At 30.0% G+C, this 16,233-nt stretch carries 16 protein-coding genes; all 16 read left to right on the forward strand.

Translation table 11 applies throughout. From position 1 onward, the window contains the following. Positions 1–289: 289 nt before the first annotated feature. The 16 genes from rimP to rny all read left to right on the forward strand — a co-directional run bounded on the left by rimP (position 290) and on the right by rny (position 16,088). Positions 290–751, forward strand: coding sequence for a ribosome maturation factor RimP (gene rimP / locus CLPUN_RS23745; RefSeq protein ID WP_077849683.1), 462 nt, complete (start codon positions 290–292; stop codon positions 749–751). A gap of 16 nt (positions 752–767) precedes the next feature. Further along, a complete protein-coding gene (nusA, locus tag CLPUN_RS23750) occupies positions 768–1,964 on the forward strand; it encodes a transcription termination factor NusA (protein WP_077849684.1) in 1,197 nt (398 codons plus the stop codon). 13 nt (positions 1,965–1,977) lie between these two features. Continuing rightward, positions 1,978–2,244: an RNase P modulator RnpM gene (gene rnpM / locus CLPUN_RS23755; protein ID WP_077849685.1), complete on the forward strand. Its 267-nt coding sequence runs from the start codon at positions 1,978–1,980 to the stop codon at positions 2,242–2,244. After that, positions 2,237–2,551, forward strand: coding sequence for a L7Ae/L30e/S12e/Gadd45 family protein (locus tag CLPUN_RS23760; protein WP_077849686.1), 315 nt, complete (start codon positions 2,237–2,239; stop codon positions 2,549–2,551). The genes rnpM and CLPUN_RS23760 overlap by 8 nt, the downstream gene beginning before the upstream one ends. 22 nt (positions 2,552–2,573) lie before the next feature. Further along, positions 2,574–4,658, forward strand: a complete 2,085-nt coding sequence (gene infB, locus CLPUN_RS23765; RefSeq protein WP_077849687.1) for a translation initiation factor IF-2 — start codon at positions 2,574–2,576, stop codon at positions 4,656–4,658. A 16-nt stretch (positions 4,659–4,674) separates the two neighbouring features. Next, positions 4,675–5,025, forward strand: a complete 351-nt coding sequence (rbfA, locus tag CLPUN_RS23770; protein WP_077849688.1) for a 30S ribosome-binding factor RbfA — start codon at positions 4,675–4,677, stop codon at positions 5,023–5,025. Continuing rightward, the gene (locus tag CLPUN_RS23775; protein ID WP_077849689.1) at positions 5,025–6,002 is read left to right on the forward strand and encodes a DHH family phosphoesterase; all 978 of its coding nucleotides are present in this window, start codon (positions 5,025–5,027) and stop codon (positions 6,000–6,002) included. Before rbfA ends, CLPUN_RS23775 begins: the two co-directional genes overlap by 1 nt. Before the next feature lie 125 nt (positions 6,003–6,127). Further along, positions 6,128–7,003 (forward strand): tRNA pseudouridine(55) synthase TruB, encoded by an 876-nt coding sequence (gene truB / locus CLPUN_RS23780; protein WP_077849718.1) that lies wholly within the window; start codon positions 6,128–6,130, stop codon positions 7,001–7,003. A 73-nt stretch (positions 7,004–7,076) separates the two neighbouring features. Further along, a complete protein-coding gene (locus tag CLPUN_RS23785) occupies positions 7,077–8,012 on the forward strand; it encodes a bifunctional riboflavin kinase/FAD synthetase (protein ID WP_077849690.1) in 936 nt (311 codons plus the stop codon). Positions 8,013–8,132: 120 nt separating this feature from the next. Then, the gene (gene rpsO, locus CLPUN_RS23790; RefSeq protein ID WP_077849691.1) at positions 8,133–8,396 is read left to right on the forward strand and encodes a 30S ribosomal protein S15; all 264 of its coding nucleotides are present in this window, start codon (positions 8,133–8,135) and stop codon (positions 8,394–8,396) included. Between the two features lie 92 nt (positions 8,397–8,488). Beyond that, entirely contained in the window at positions 8,489–10,594 is a 2,106-nt protein-coding gene (locus tag CLPUN_RS23795; protein WP_077849692.1) for a polyribonucleotide nucleotidyltransferase, read from the forward strand. 47 nt (positions 10,595–10,641) lie between these two features. Beyond that, positions 10,642–11,949 (forward strand): M16 family metallopeptidase, encoded by a 1,308-nt coding sequence (locus tag CLPUN_RS23800; protein ID WP_077849693.1) that lies wholly within the window; start codon positions 10,642–10,644, stop codon positions 11,947–11,949. Positions 11,950–12,014: 65 nt separating this feature from the next. Next, positions 12,015–12,296: a YlmC/YmxH family sporulation protein gene (locus CLPUN_RS23805; RefSeq protein WP_077849694.1), complete on the forward strand. Its 282-nt coding sequence runs from the start codon at positions 12,015–12,017 to the stop codon at positions 12,294–12,296. Positions 12,297–12,311: 15 nt separating this feature from the next. Next, positions 12,312–13,508 carry an aspartate kinase gene (dapG, locus tag CLPUN_RS23810; protein ID WP_077849695.1) on the forward strand — a complete coding sequence of 399 codons (1,197 nt, stop codon included), beginning with the start codon at positions 12,312–12,314 and terminating at the stop codon, positions 13,506–13,508. 104 nt (positions 13,509–13,612) lie between these two features. Next, the gene (locus CLPUN_RS23815) at positions 13,613–14,317 is read left to right on the forward strand and encodes a ClpP family protease (protein WP_077849696.1); all 705 of its coding nucleotides are present in this window, start codon (positions 13,613–13,615) and stop codon (positions 14,315–14,317) included. A gap of 229 nt (positions 14,318–14,546) precedes the next feature. Next, the gene (gene rny / locus CLPUN_RS23820) at positions 14,547–16,088 is read left to right on the forward strand and encodes a ribonuclease Y (protein ID WP_143329121.1); all 1,542 of its coding nucleotides are present in this window, start codon (positions 14,547–14,549) and stop codon (positions 16,086–16,088) included. Positions 16,089–16,233: the final 145 nt, after the last annotated feature.

Raw genomic sequence — 16,233 nt, forward strand, 5'->3', positions numbered from 1 at the left:
AAAATCTGTAAAATAAATTTTAAAAATTATATTTGAAAGAATGCCAAAGAGTTTTAAAATAGATATATTTAAAATTTAAGAGTATCCCTTGTATTGTGAATTTATTTGTGATATCATATAAATAGATTTATTTCTAATAGCTAGAAAAAAGGAGTGGGAAAATTGCCCGCTCTTTCTGTTTGTAACGCAACTAATTTAAGATAGTTGCGTTTTTGATTACAAATTTTAAAAATGCATAAGATAGATATAAGTTATGTATTTTTAAAAAATGAAAGTGAGGGTTAGAAAAATGAAAAAGGATGTATTAATTGAAAAGATTGAAGAAATAGTTAAACCTATTACCACAGAATTATCATATGAATTGTATTATGTAGAATATATAAAAGAAAATGGAGAATTCTATTTAAGAATATATATAGACAAAGAAGAAGGTAGAATAGCATTAGACGATTGTGAAGCGGTCTCAAGAAGAGTAAGTGAAGTTCTAGATGTTCAAGATCCAATTAAAGATGCATATTATTTAGAAGTTTCTTCACCAGGACTTAATAGAGGTCTATATACAGAAGAACATTTTAAGAGATTTATAGGCAGTGAAGTATTAATTAAACTTACAAGTTCAATTAATGGAATGAAAAATGTAAAAGGAATATTAAAAGAGGTTTTAGAGGATTCAATAGTAATTGAATCAGAAACTGAAGTTAAAATTCTAAAAGATAAAATAAAAGCTGCCAATTTAGAAGGGGAAATATAACAAGGAGGGTATAAAAATGAATGAAGAGTTTGTAGGTGCTCTTAAAGAATTAGTTAAAGAAAAGGGGATTTGCGAAGATTTACTTTTTACAACAATTCAAGATGCAATGGTTGCTGCATATAAGAAAAATTATGCAAATGCTAATACAAATGCACAAAATGTAAAAGTTAATATCGATAGAGAAACTGGAGAAATACATGTATATGCTCAAAAAACAATAGTAGATGAGGTATATGATGATATAACAGAGATTTCAATTGAAGAGACAAAAGTAATTAGTCCTAAAAGTGAAGTTGATGATATTATAAGTATAGAAGTAACTCCTAAAAATTTTGGAAGAGTTGCAGCTCAACTTGCAAAACAAGTTGTTACCCAAAGAATTAAAGAAGCTGAAAGAAGCATAATATATGATGAGTACAAAGAAAAAGAATTCGATATAATTACAGGAACTATCCTAAGAAAAGATAAGGGCATTGTTTTTGTTAATTTAGGAAAATTAGAAGGTATAATAGGTCCTAATGAACAAATTCCAAATGAGGAATATAAATTCAACGAAAAGTTAAAACTATATATAGTTGAAGTGAAAAATGGAAGTAAAGGACCTCAAATACATGTTTCAAGAACACATCCAGGATTAGTTAAAAGACTATTTGAACTTGAAGTTCCAGAAATTTTTGAAGGTGTAGTTGAAATTAAAAATATTTCCAGAGAAGCAGGTTCGAGAAGTAAAATCGCAGTATACTCTAATAATGAAGAAGTAGATCCAATGGGAGCTTGTGTAGGTCCTAAGGGGGTAAGAGTACAAAGTATAGTTAATGAATTGAAAAATGAAAAGATAGATATAATAAAATGGAGTAAAAATCCAGAAGAATTTATAGCTAATTCATTAAGTCCAGCAAAGGTTTTAAGTGTAGTAGTTGATGAGGAAAACAAATCAGCAAAGGTTGTTGTTGAAGATAATCAACTTTCACTTGCAATTGGTAAGGAAGGTCAAAACGTAAGACTTGCTGCTAAACTTACAAATTGGAAAATAGATATTAAAAGTAAATCTCAAAAAGAAGCTCAAGATGAAGAAGAAGAAAGAATATTAAATACAGAAGTAGAGATAGAAAATGAAGCAACTACTGATTTAGCTGAATTGGAAATTTCAGAAGACATTGAAGTTGATGATTTAATTGATACAGAAGCTTCAATTGAAAAAATAGAAGAATAGTGGGGTGCTTTTCATGAAGGTTAAGAAAATTCCTTTAAGAATGTGCACTGGTTGCATGGAAATGAAACCCAAAAAAGAATTGATTAGAATAGTAAAAACTCCAGAAGGCGAAGTAGCAGTAGATTTAACTGGTAAAAAGTCAGGTCGAGGAGCATATATTTGTAAAAGTACAGAATGTCTTGAAAAAGCATTTAAAACAAAAAGACTTAGTAGAAATTTAGATATTTCTATAAGTGAAGAAATTTATGATAAATTAAAGGAAGAAGTAAGCAATGAATAAGTTTTTTAACTTTCTAAGTATTGCAAAGAAATCAGGAAATTTACTTGAAGGATATAGTAAATGTGATGATTATAGAAATAATACTAAGATTTATATGTTTATAATATCTAATGATTTGTCAAATAAGTCTAAAGATAAATTTAAAAAGCATTGTATAGAAAAGAATATACCATATATTGAAGATTTCTCAAAAGAGGAACTAGGAACTCCAATTGGACGTAAAGAAATTATGTTACTTGGAATACTGGATAAGGATATAGCAAAGAAAATGTTGTCGCTATATGAGGAGGAAAAAATATATGAGTAGATAATAATATGGGGGTGACTGCATGTCAAAAATAAGAGTACATGAATTAGCAAAAGAACTTAACATAGAGTCAAAGGAATTAATAACTATATTAATGGAAGAATTTAATATAGAAGTAAAAAATCACATGAGTACAATTGAAGATGAGGATGCTGTATTAATAAAGGAATTATTAGCAGGAAGATCAGATGAAAATTCAGCGGTATCAGAAGAATCTAATGGAGCAAAAAGTATCGTAGACGTATATGAAGATGAATTAGCAGATCAACTTAATAAGGCAAGTAAGAAAAAGAAAAAAACTAAAAAAGAAGAAGAAGCATTAATGGCTCAAGCTGAAAAGAATAGTGGAGACACTCAAATAATAGAGATAGGTAAAAGTATAACGGTTAAGGAATTAGCTGAAAAGTTAAATAAACCTACAAATGATGTAATAAGAACATTGATATTCAAGGGTGTTATGGCTGGAATAAATCAAGAAATAGATTTTGAAACAGCAGAAAAAGTATGTGCTGAATATGAAGTTCTTGTTGAAAAGAAAGAAGAAATTCAAGAGTTAGAAGTATTAGAAATAGAAGAAGATGATGAAGAAAATCTTCAAAAGAGACCACCAATTGTAACTGTTATGGGGCATGTTGATCATGGTAAGACATCTTTACTTGATTGTATAAGAAAAGCAAAGGTTACTGATTCAGAAGCTGGTGGTATAACTCAACATATAGGAGCTTATACTATAACATTGAATGGAGAAGAAATAACATTCTTGGATACTCCAGGTCATGAAGCCTTCACAGCAATGAGAGCTAGAGGTGCCCAAATTACAGATCTTGTTATATTAGTTGTTGCAGCAGATGATGGAATCATGCCACAAACTAAAGAGGCTATTGATCACTGTAAAGCAGCAGGAGTTCCAATTGTAGTTGCAATTAACAAAATTGATAAGCCAGGTGCAAATATTGATAGAGTTAAACAAGAATTAGCAGATAAAGGTTTGCTTACAGAAGATTGGGGTGGAGATACTATATGTGTAGAAGTATCTGCAAAACAAAATTTAAATATTGATAAGTTACTTGAAATGGTTCTTCTTTCAGCAGAAATGCTTGAACTAAAAGCTAATGAAAATAGAAGAGCAAGAGGAACTGTAATTGAAGCTAAGCTTGATAAAGGCAGAGGCGCAGTTGCTAGTTTATTAGTTCAAAATGGAACTTTAAGAGTTGGGGATTCAATTTTAGTTGGATCTACATATGGTAGAATAAGAGCTATGTTTGATGATACTGGTAAAAACATTAAATCTGCTGGTCCATCAATTCCAGTAGAAATTTTAGGTCTTTCAGAAGTTCCAGAAGCAGGGGATAGATTTAATCAAGTAAAAGATGAAAAAACTGCTAGAAATATGGCAGAGACTAGAAAAGATAAATTAAAGGCAGAAACTTTACTTGCAAATCATAGAGTTTCATTAGAAGACTTATATAATCAAATTAAAGAAGGTAAAGTTAAAGAACTTGCAATAATAGTAAAAGCAGATGTTCAAGGTTCGGTTGAAGCTATTAAGCAATCTTTAGAAAAGCTTTCTACAGATGATATTAAAGTAAGAGTTATTCACGGCGGTGTTGGAGCAATAACTGAAACTGATATAACACTTGCAACAGCGTCTAATGCAATAGTTATAGGGTTCAATGTAAGACCAGACAACAATGCATCATTCCAAGCAGATAGAGATGGTGTGGATATTAAGACTTATAGAATTATCTATGATGCAATTGATGATGTTAAAGCAGCTATGATAGGAATGCTTGATCCAATATATAGAGAAGTTATATTAGGATCTGCAGAAATAAGAGAAACTTATAAAATTTCCAATGTTGGAACAATAGCTGGTTGTTATGTATTAAATGGTAAACTTCAAAGAAATGCAGAAACAAGAGTTATAAGAGATGGAATAGTCGTTTGCGAATCAACATTATCATCACTTAAGAGATTTAAAGATGATGCAAAAGAAGTTAATGCTGGATACGAATGTGGTTTAACTGTAGATAAGTTCAATAACATTAAAGAAGGCGACATTATTGAATGTTTCATGATGGAAGCAATTAAGAGAAAAGAGCTTTAAAAGAGGTGAAATAAACATGGCCAATTATAGAGGTGGAAGAATTAACGAAGAATTCAAAAGAGAAATTAGTAATTTAATTCAAAATGAAATTAAAGATCCAAGACTTACAGCTATGATTTCAGTTACTGATGTTAAAGTTACTAAAGATTTAAGATATGCTAAGGTTTATGTAAGCATATTTTCAAAAGATGATGATGAAAAGAAAACTAACCTTGAAGCATTAAAGAGTGCAAGTGGGTTTATAAGAAAAACAGTAGGTCAAAAAATTAATTTAAGACACACCCCAGAAATAATTATTGAATTAGATGATTCTATAAACTATGGTATGCATATGGATGAATTAATTCAAAGAATAAGTAAAGAATAATGTATTTTAAGGCTATAAAAGAAGAAATTTTAAAATCAAAAAGAATAGGATTATCATTTCATACATCTCCAGATGGGGATGCCATAGGAAGTACATTGGCATTGCTTAATGCACTCAGATATTTAGGAAAGGATTCATACATTATATCAAGAGATGTTATTTCTGATAACCTCTCTTTCCTTTCTTTATCTAATGAGATTGATGGGAGTATTACAGAACCTAAAATAAATACAGATTTAGTAATAGTATTAGATTGTGGTAATGTTGACAGGATATCTGCAGATTTAAGTAATTATAATGGTAAAATAATTAATATAGATCACCATATTTCTAACGAAAATTATGGATTTATTAATTATGTGGATATAAAAGCAGCTTCTACGTGTGAAATATCATATTTATTAATTGAGGAATTTGGAATTAGTTTTGATGACAAAACTGATATAGAAGTAGCTATAGGAAATGCAATCTATACAGGGATTGTAACAGATACTGGTTCTTTTAGACATTCAAATGTTACAAGTAGAACTCACAATATAGCAGCAAAGCTTATAGAGAGTGGAGTAGATAACAGTAAAATTCACAGTAATCTTTTTGATAATAAGCCTTTTAACAAAGTAAAATTAATGGGAAGTGTTTTATCTGATATAGAACTTGTTTTAGACAATAAGGTAGCAATCCTTCAAATACCACAAGGAATGTTAGAAGATTTTAATTTATTAAATACTGATACTTCTGATATAATTTCAGTTGGACTTGGGATTAAAGGTGTGGAAGTTTCTATGCTTTTAAAAGAGGTTAAGGATGGAGTTAAAGGTAGTTTAAGGTCTAAAAATAATGTAGATGTACGAAAAATTGCAGAAGTATATGGCGGAGGCGGACATATAAAAGCTGCTGGTGTTATGCTAAAAGATGTAGGTATTGCAGAAGCAAAGGAAAGATTATTAAAGATACTTAAAGAAGAAATGCACTTATGAAAAATGGAATTGAAACTTCAGATATGAAGAAGGGAACAGAAATTTTAAATATGAAAAAAGAAATGGAAACTTTAATTATAGACAATGAAACAGATATTTCATCTATTAAAAAGGAAACCCTACATATAAATGGAGTATTAAACATATTCAAAAATAAAGGAATGACTTCTTTTGATGTGGTTAGAAAAATTAAATTCTTAGCTAATGAAAAAAAAGTTGGACATACTGGTACCCTAGATCCGGAAGCAACGGGAGTTCTTCCTGTTTGCCTTGGAAAAGCTACAAAAATTATCGATTATATCATGGATAGTAGAAAAGTATATGAAGTTAAACTGTTACTTGGAACAAAAACAACTACATATGATTTAGAAGGCGAAGTAATGGAAACAAGAGAAACAGATCAGCTTACAGAAGAGGAAGTTTCAGAAGTTGTGTTATCTTTTATTGGAGAATATGATCAAATCCCTCCAATGCATTCTGCACTTAAGAAAAATGGAATAAGACTTTATGATTTAGCTAGACAGGGTATTGAAGTAGAAAGAGAAGCTAGAAGAATTAATATATTTAATATATCTGACTTAAAAATTGATTTGCCTTATGTATATATGAAGGTAGCTTGCTCTAAAGGAACTTATATAAGAAGTTTATGCTATGATATTGGTGAAAAACTTAATGTGGGTGGAACTATGGCTGGGTTAAACAGAACTGAAACATCTATTTTTAAACAAGAAGATAGTATTAATGTAGGCGATTTGACTAAAGAAAATATACAAAATTATATAATAACAATTGAAGAAGCACTTTCGTTTTATCCTAAAATTACAATAAATAGTTCATTTACAAAGTTGTTAGTAAATGGAGTTAAAGTTTTTGATAAGAGGATTACAAATGAAAAGCGAGAAAAAAATGTTTTATATAGGGTTTATGATAGTGAAAAAATATTCATAGGTATTGGAAAGCAAGATGATGAAGGATTCAAAATTGAAAAATTATTAATTTAGGATTTTTAATTCACTATTTTCTTTCTAATGTCTAATTATTTTCTGGAATATTCCTTAATGTGGGAGTGAAGAAATGATTATTATAAATAAAGATATAAAAGATATTCAAAGTTCTAATAATTATATAGCTCTTGGGAGTTTTGATGGACTTCATATTGGGCATCTTTCTTTAATATATAAAGTGGTGGAAATTGCTAAAAAAAATGATGGGAAAAGCATGGTTTTTACATTTAAGAATCATCCTAAAACTCTTATAGATAAAGGAAGTATACCTAAACTTTTAATGAATAATGATAGAAAAGTTGAAATTTTAAGGAGTCATAAGGTAGATATCGTTTGCTTTCAAGAATTTAATCTTGAATTTATGAAAATGACACCTAAAGAATTTGTGGAATTTCTAGTATTTAAGTACAATGTAAAAGGATTTATTGTAGGTTTTAATTATAAATTTGGATATAAAAACTTAGGAAATGTAGAATTTTTAAAAAGCTTGCAAAGTAAGTATGGATATGAATTATATGTTATGGAGCCGTGTACATATAAGAATGAAGTTATAAGCAGTACTAGGATAAGAAAAGCTTTAGAAGCTGGAGAAGTATTAGATGCTGGTAAAATGCTTAGTTTACCATATACCTTGAGTGGAAAAATTATTCATGGAAGACAGATTGGAAGAACAATAGGTTTTCCTACAGCAAATTTACAATATGAAGAAAATTTCATTTTACCTAAAGCTGGTGTATATTATACTAATATAATGGTGAATAATAATATATATAAGGGAATTACATCTATAGGAAGCAATCCTACAGTGGATGGTAAGGCTATAACAGTGGAAACTTATATTTTAGATTTTGATAGAGAAATATATGGCGAAAAAATAAATCTAAGTTTTATAAAAAAAATTAGAGATATGGAGAAATTTAATGGGATAGAAGAATTAAAGAGTCAACTTGAAAGAGACAGATTTTTCGCTCAAAATGAGAATTACATGTCGAGTTTAAGAATATAGTTTACATTAATAGTTACTTTTGATATAATAACACAGGGAACCTAATTCTAAGTTTAAAGGTGCCATCTTTTTACTTGGAACTGGGGGATAATTAATATAATACACGGAGGTGCACTTATAATGGATAAGGCAACAAAATTAGAATTAATCAAAAAGTTTGGAAGAAGTGAAGGAGATACAGGCTCTCCAGAAGTTCAAGTAGCATTACTTACTGAAAGAATCAAATCTTTAACTGAACATTTAAAAGTTCACAAGAAAGATCACCATTCAAGAAGAGGATTATTAATGATGGTTGGTCAAAGAAGAGGTCTTTTAAACTACCTAAGTGATCAAGACATCGAAAGATACAGAACTTTAATCAAAGAATTAGGATTAAGAAGATAATTTTTAGAGCGGAGTTTTCCGCTCTATTATTTTAAAAATATATAACACATATAAATAACAAAAATAGATGAACCTAAAGGGAGGTCGAAATTATGAATAACGTTCTAACGACTGAAATCGCTGGAAGGGAATTGAAAGTTGAATTCGGAAAAGTAGGTATGTTATCAAATGCAGCAACATTTACCAGCTATGGAGATACAGTAATTTTAACTAATGTTAATGCATCAGAAAAACCAAGAGAAGGAATAGATTTCTTTCCTCTAAGTGTTGAATATGAAGAAAGATTATATGCAGTAGGTAAAATTCCAGGTGGATTTATCAAGAGAGAAGGAAGACCATCAGAAAGAGCTATATTAAATGGAAGAGCTGTTGATAGAACTCTAAGACCTCTATTTCCTAAAGGATACAGAAATGATGTTCAAGTAGTTACTACAGTAGTATCTGTTGAAAAAGACAACTTGCCAGAAATCTTAGCTGTTAATGCAGCATCACTTGCATTATGCCTTTCAAGTATTCCATATACAATTCCAACTGCAGCAGTTCAAGTAGGAATTATCGATGGTAAATTCGTTACAAATCCAGATACTAAAGGACGCGAACAAAGCACTCTTTTTCTAACCGTATGTGCGACTAAAGAAAAAGTAATGATGATTGAGGCTGGTGGAAATGAAATACCAGAAGATACTATGATTAATGCTATTAAATATGGCTTTGATGAGTGTCAAAAGATTATTGTATTCCAAGAAGAAGCTATAGCTAAGTTTGGAAAAACAAAGGATATACCAGTGTTGTATTCTGTAGATCCAGAACTTGAAAAAGACGTTAAAGAATTTGCTCATGATATGGTGAAAGAAGCAATGTACATCATGGAAAAAGATGAAAGAAATGCAGCCATAGACGAAGTGAATAAAAAAGTTAATGAAGAATTTGGAGAAAAATATGCTGATAAATCTGGTGAAATAAAAGAAGTTCTTTACAATATGCAAAAGAAGGTTGTAAGATACATGCTTTTAAAGGATAAAAGAAGGCCAGATGGAAGAGCATTTGATGAAATTAGACCTTTAGGGTGTGAAGTAGGTCTTTTACCTAGAACACATGGAACAGGATTATTTACAAGAGGATTAACTCAAGTAATGACTGTTGCAACACTTGGATCAATCAGTGAAATTCAAATATTAGATGGAATAGATGAAGCACAATCAAAAAGATATATGCACCATTATAACTTCCCAGGATACAGTGTTGGTGAAGTGAAACCTTTAAGAGGACCAGGAAGACGTGAAATTGGTCATGGTGCATTAGCAGAAAGAGCTCTTGAACCATTAATTCCATCAGAAGAAGAATTCCCATATACAATTAGATTGGTATCGGAAGTTTTAAGCTCAAATGGTTCAACATCGCAAGCATCAGTTTGTGGTTCAACATTAGCATTATTAGATGCAGGTGTGCCAATTAAGAGACCAGCAGCTGGTATTGCAATGGGGTTAATAACATCAGAAGATTTATCAGAAGAAGCAGTACTTACTGATATTCAAGGAATCGAAGATTTCTTTGGAGACATGGACTTTAAGGTAGCGGGAACAACAGAAGGGATTACATCAATTCAAGTTGATACTAAGCTTCAAGGTTTTAGCTTTAATGTAGTAGAAAATGCTATTAAAGATGCTAGAAAAGCAAGACTTACGATAATTGATAAAATCAATGAATGTATGGCAGCACCTAGAGAGGATGTTTCGTTATATGCACCAAAGACTGAAACAATCAGCATAAATCCAGATAAGATCAGAGATGTAATTGGAGCTGGCGGTAAGGTTATAAACAAGATCATACAAGACACAGGTGTTAAGATTGACATAAAGGAAGACGGAACTGTATTTGTAAGTTCAGCTGACCACGAAGGAGTTAAAGAAGCTCTTAAGATAATAGAAGGTTTAACTAAAGAAGTTAAATCAGGGGAAGTTTACTTAGGAAAAGTTACTAAAATAACTACTTTTGGAGCATTTGTGGAAATTTTACCAAGTAAAGAGGGATTAGTTCATATTTCTAAATTAGCTAAAGAAAGAGTAAATAAGGTAGAAGATGTGGTTTCTGTTGGAGATGAAATTTTAGTTAAAGTTACAGAAATTGATCCACAAGGTAGAATAAATCTTTCAAGAAAAGATGCTTTAGTTGAACAAGAAAATAAAGAAGAGAAATAAAGGGCAATTAATTGCCTTTTTTTTTCTAAATAGGAGGGCAAAGAAAAATGTATAATACATATACCCTTAAAAATGGATTAAGAATTGTAACTGAAAAAATAGAATATTTAAATTCGATTAGTGTTGGAGTTATGGTTCAAAATGGTTCTAGAAATGAAAACTTAGAGTTCAATGGAATATCTCATTTTATTGAACACATGTTTTTCAAAGGTACTGATAAAAGAACTTCAAAAGGAATAATGGAAGAAATAGAAAATGTAGGTGGGCAAATTAATGCATTTACAAGTAAAGAAGCTACTTGCTATTATATTAAAGCACTAAGTACTCATTTAGATTTATCTTTAGATGTACTTTCAGACATAATGTTAAATGCAAAGTTTGATCCGGAAGAAATAGAAAAAGAAAAAGGTGTAGTAATTGAAGAAATTAATATGAGTGAAGATTCACCAGAGGATGTATTAGATGATGTACATTCTAAGGCTTGCTTTGGAAAAGGAGCACTCGGATATCCTATACTTGGAACTATTCCTTTAGTGAAGTCATTTACTAGAGAAAAAATATTAGATTTCATTAGTGATAAATATACGCCTTATAATTCTGTTATATCAGTTTGTGGTAAATTTGACGATAAGGAATTGGAAGATTTAATTAATAAATATTTTGGTTCTTGGAAAAGCAAAAATGAATATAAACCACAATATGCTGAAACACCAATACATATTGATTCTGCATATGCTAAAAAAGAAATTGAACAACTTCATATTTCTTTAGGTCTAGAAGGATTACCATATGGAGATGAAAATAATTATGCATTAGTACTTCTTAATAATATATTTGGAGGAGGAGCTTCTTCAATCTTATTCCAAAAGGTAAGAGAAGAGTTAGGATTATGTTATTCTATAGCATCGTATCTTCAACCGTTTCAAGGAGTAGGGACATTAAATATATATGCAGGTTTAAATAGAAATTATGGAGAAAAAGCATTAGAAGTTATAGATAAAGAAATTGATTTATTTGGTAAAAATGGTATAACTAAAGAACAACTTGAAATAAATAAGGAAAAGATTAAAGCAAATTATATTTTAGGCTTGGAAAGTACTAGTTCGCGAATGTTTTCAAATGCAAAAACATATCTTTTTAGAAATAAAATAAAAACTCAAGAAGATGTTATAAAGAAAATAGATGAAATAAACGAAGATAATATTCAATATGTTTTAGATAAATGTTTTAAAAGGGGAGTTCTAAATACAGCTTATGTTGGTCAAGAAGTAGAGTATGATAAACTAAACTCTATAATTCTAAAAAATGCCAAAGCTTATGATAATTCAAAGCATAATAATATGCTTAAGTTATAAAAACAATGTAATAATTAACCTCCTTTTCTCATATTATTTTATGAGTACTAAAGGAGGTTTTTATTATGAGTGAAGAAAGTAAAGTGAAATATTTAAGTGAAATAGAGAGATATGAACTTATAAACATTAATGATGGGGAAAAATATGATTATCTTTTAAATAATGATTTAATAATAGATGAAGAAGGTAATTTCAAATATTTAATTATTAATTTAAGTGGTGGTAAATTCAATATTTTTAGTAATAAAGACTTTTTAGAAATTCCATGGGAATGTGTAAAAAAAATTGGAGCTAAAACAATTATTTTAGATGCAGATGATGAAGTAATTAAAAAGGTAAGATTATAATTAGGAGGAAATACAATGAAAATAGTTGTACAAAAATTTGGAGGAACTTCAGTATCAACTGATGAAAATAGAAAACAAGTAATCGAAAAGGTTAGAAATGCTATTAAGGAAGGATATAACCCTGTTGTAGTTGTATCCGCTATGGGAAGAAAAGGTGAACCTTATGCTACGGATACATTGTTATCATTAATAGATGATAAATTTAAAAATACAAATAAATTGGCTCAAGATCTACTTATGTGTTGTGGAGAAACTATAAGTTCTGTTGTTATGAGTAGTGATTTATATAGAGCTGGAATCGATACTATGCCTCTTAATGGTGGACAGGCGGGGATAATAACAGATAATAATTTCACAGATGCTGCGTGCATTGAAGTTAAACCAAAGAAGATTTTAGAATTAGTATCACAAGGAAGAGTTCCTGTAATAACAGGTTTTCAAGGGATTAGTGAAAGTGGATATTTAACTACTCTAGGCAGAGGCGGAAGTGATACTACAGCTTCTATTTTAGGTGTTGCACTTAAGGCCTCTTCTATTGAAATTTATACTGATGTAGATGGAATTATGACAGCTGATCCAAGAATTGTTGAAAATGCTAATTTAATTGATGTAATAAGTTATAATGAAGTATTTCAACTAGCAGATAAGGGAGCAACTGTAATTCATCCAAAAGCTGTAGAAATTGCTATGGAAGGTAATATTCCTATATTAATAAAAAACACTATGAGTAATTCTAAGGGAACTTTAATAAATAATTTTGGTGATAAAGATAAAGAAAGAATAATGACTGGAATTACTAGTCAAAAAAATAGGATTCAAGTTTCTGTTAAAGCTTCTGAAAATGAAGGAAATATTAAATATAGAAATGTTTTAGATTTAGTTGCAGCTAATAAAATAAGCTTAGATCTAATAAATATTTTTCCGAGTGAACAAATTTTTACCATAAATCAAAAAGATAAGGATGTTTTAGTGAAAATATTGAATAATGCTAAATTAAAATATAATTTAATAGAAGATTGTAGCAAGGTGGCTGTTATAGGTTCAAAAATGAAGGGGATACCAGGTGTTATGGCTAAGATTATAAAAGCTTTAAGTGACAATTGCATAGAAGTATTGCAAACAGCTGATTCACATATGACTATTTGGTGTTTAGTTCATGCTAAAAATGAAAAAGATGCAATAAATGTTTTACATAAGACTTTTAAACTTTAAAATAGATGCCTAAGAGGAAAACATAATTATAAGATTTTTAAGTTTTAACTGTGAATAAAATAATTCCTTTTGTACAAAATAAAATTGTATAGGAGGAATTTTTTATGTATAAAAATATTTTTAATAGCGAGAATACTGAAAATGAAAATAATAAATCAGAGTCAAATGATAAAATACAAAGTGTAAAGGAACTTGGAAATACAGCGTTAATAGATCCGAATAAAAGGATACAGGTTTTATCTATAATTGGGCAAATTGAAGGACATTCAGTACTTCCACCACAAACAAAAGCGACAAAATATGAGCATATTATTCCACAATTAATAGATATAGAGCAAAATGATGAAGTTAAGGGACTACTTATAGTATTAAATACTGTTGGAGGCGATGTAGAAGCAGGTCTTGGTATATCTGAAATGATTAGAAGTATGTCTAAACCTACAGTATCTATAGTAATTGGTGGAGGACATTCAATAGGAGTTCCTCTTGCAACTTCTGCAAAATTTTCATTTATAACTCCATCAGCAACTATGATAGTTCATCCAGTGAGAATGAATGGCTTTGTTATAGGAGTATCTCAAACTTTTGAGTATTTTAAGAAAATGCAAGAACGAGTAAATGAATTTATAGTTAGAACTTCTAATATTAAAATGGAAACTTTAGAACAATTCATGCTACAAACAGATGAATTACTAAATGATGTAGGGACAATGCTTATTGGAAAACAGGCGGTAGATTGTGGACTTATTGATCAAGTTGGAGGAATAAATGAAGCCTTAAATAAACTTAATCAATTTATAAAAGAATAGCTATATAATTGGGTTTCATTAATATATAAGTGGTTGTTTTATATTAAAATCTTTTCATCTGTTTGGCTTCAACCATGATATGAGCAAACTTGACATAATTTTGTTTTTAATATAGAATAAAAAGGAATACTGGTTTATCATATTCCAAATGCAGTGAGAAGAGTATGACACCTACTATACTTTCTTGTTAGTAATATAGCGAGAAAATAATAAATTAGGAGGTGTTTATGTGTTAACAGCGTTAATGATATTAGGGGATATAGTAATTCTACTAATATTGGGAATAGTGGTTTATAAAACGATTCAAAATACGTCAAAAGCTAAAATTGAATCGATTGAAAAGGAAACAGAAGAAGTTTTAATAAAAGCTAAAAAGGAAGCTGAATCAATAAAGAAAGAATCAATCCTTGAGGCAAAAGAGGAACTTCATAAATTAAGAAATGATTTTGATAAGGAATCTCGTGAAAGAAGAAATGAGATTCAAAGGCTTGAAAGAAGGGTAATCCAAAGGGAAGAATCACTTGATAAGAAAAGTGAAATTCTTGAAAAGAAAGACGAAACAATCAATCAAAGAATGCTTGAATTAGATCAAGTAGAAGCAAATGTACAGAAACTTTATGAAGAGAGAAGAGCAGAACTTGAAAGAGTATCAGCCCTTTCTGGTGAAGAAGCTCGTGAAATTCTTTTAGATGAAATTAGAAAAGAAATTACACATGATGCTGCTTTAATGATAAAAGATATTGAAAGTAAGGCGAAGGAAGAGGCGGACAAAAGATCAAGGGAAATAATTACAACTGCGATCCAAAGATGTGCTGCTGATCATGTGTCTGAAACAACTGTACACGTTGTTGCACTACCGAATGATGAGATGAAAGGTAGAATAATAGGTAGAGAAGGAAGAAACATTAGAACCTTAGAAACGTTAACAGGAGTAGATTTAATTATAGATGATACTCCAGAAGCAGTCATTCTTTCTAGTTTTGATCCAATTAGGAGAGAAGTCGCAAGATTGGCACTAGAAAAGTTAATAGTGGATGGCAGAATACATCCAGCAAGAATCGAAGAGATGGTTGAAAGAGCAACTAAGGACGTGGAATCTAGTATAAAAGAAGAAGGAGAGCAAGCAGCTCTTGAAACTAGTGTACATGGATTACATCCTGAGATTATAAGACTTCTTGGTAGATTAAAGTATAGAACAAGTTATGGGCAAAATGTTTTAAAACATTCCATAGAAGTTTCGTATTTGGCTGGCTTAATGGCTTCAGAGCTAGGTTTAGATGTTACTTTGGCTAAAAGGGCAGGATTGCTACATGATATAGGTAAAGCTGTTGATCAAGAGCAAGAAGGGCCTCATGCTTTAATTGGCGGAGATCTAGCTAAAAAGTATCATGAATCACCATTAGTAATAAATGCAATAGCAGCGCATCATTCAGATGTAGAAATGCAATCTTTAGAGGCCGTACTAGTTCAGGCAGCCGATGCAATATCAGCAGCTAGACCAGGGGCTAGAAGAGAGACATTGGAAGCATACATTAAGAGATTGGAAAAATTAGAGGAAATTGCAAATTCACATGAAGGTGTAGAAAAGTCATATGCCATTCAAGCTGGTAGAGAGATTAGAATTATGGTTAAACCAGATAAAGTTGATGATGCTGGAACAGTTGAGTTGGCACGTAGTTTAGTTAAGAGTGTCGAAGAAGAACTTGAGTATCCAGGACAAATAAAAATTAATGTTATAAGAGAAACAAGAGCAATAGATTTTGCTAAATAAAAAAATGAAGTATATTTTTTTAAGAAATATACTTCATTTTATAATATGAACAAAGATAACGTTTTCTCAAACTTGAAATTATCTCAAATAAATTAGTATATTTGTTTATTAAAGCAAAAATAATTTTAGAATTCTTAAAATTAAA

This window comes from Clostridium puniceum, from assembly GCF_002006345.1.
In the GTDB taxonomy this organism is placed as follows: domain Bacteria; phylum Bacillota; class Clostridia; order Clostridiales; family Clostridiaceae; genus Clostridium; species Clostridium puniceum.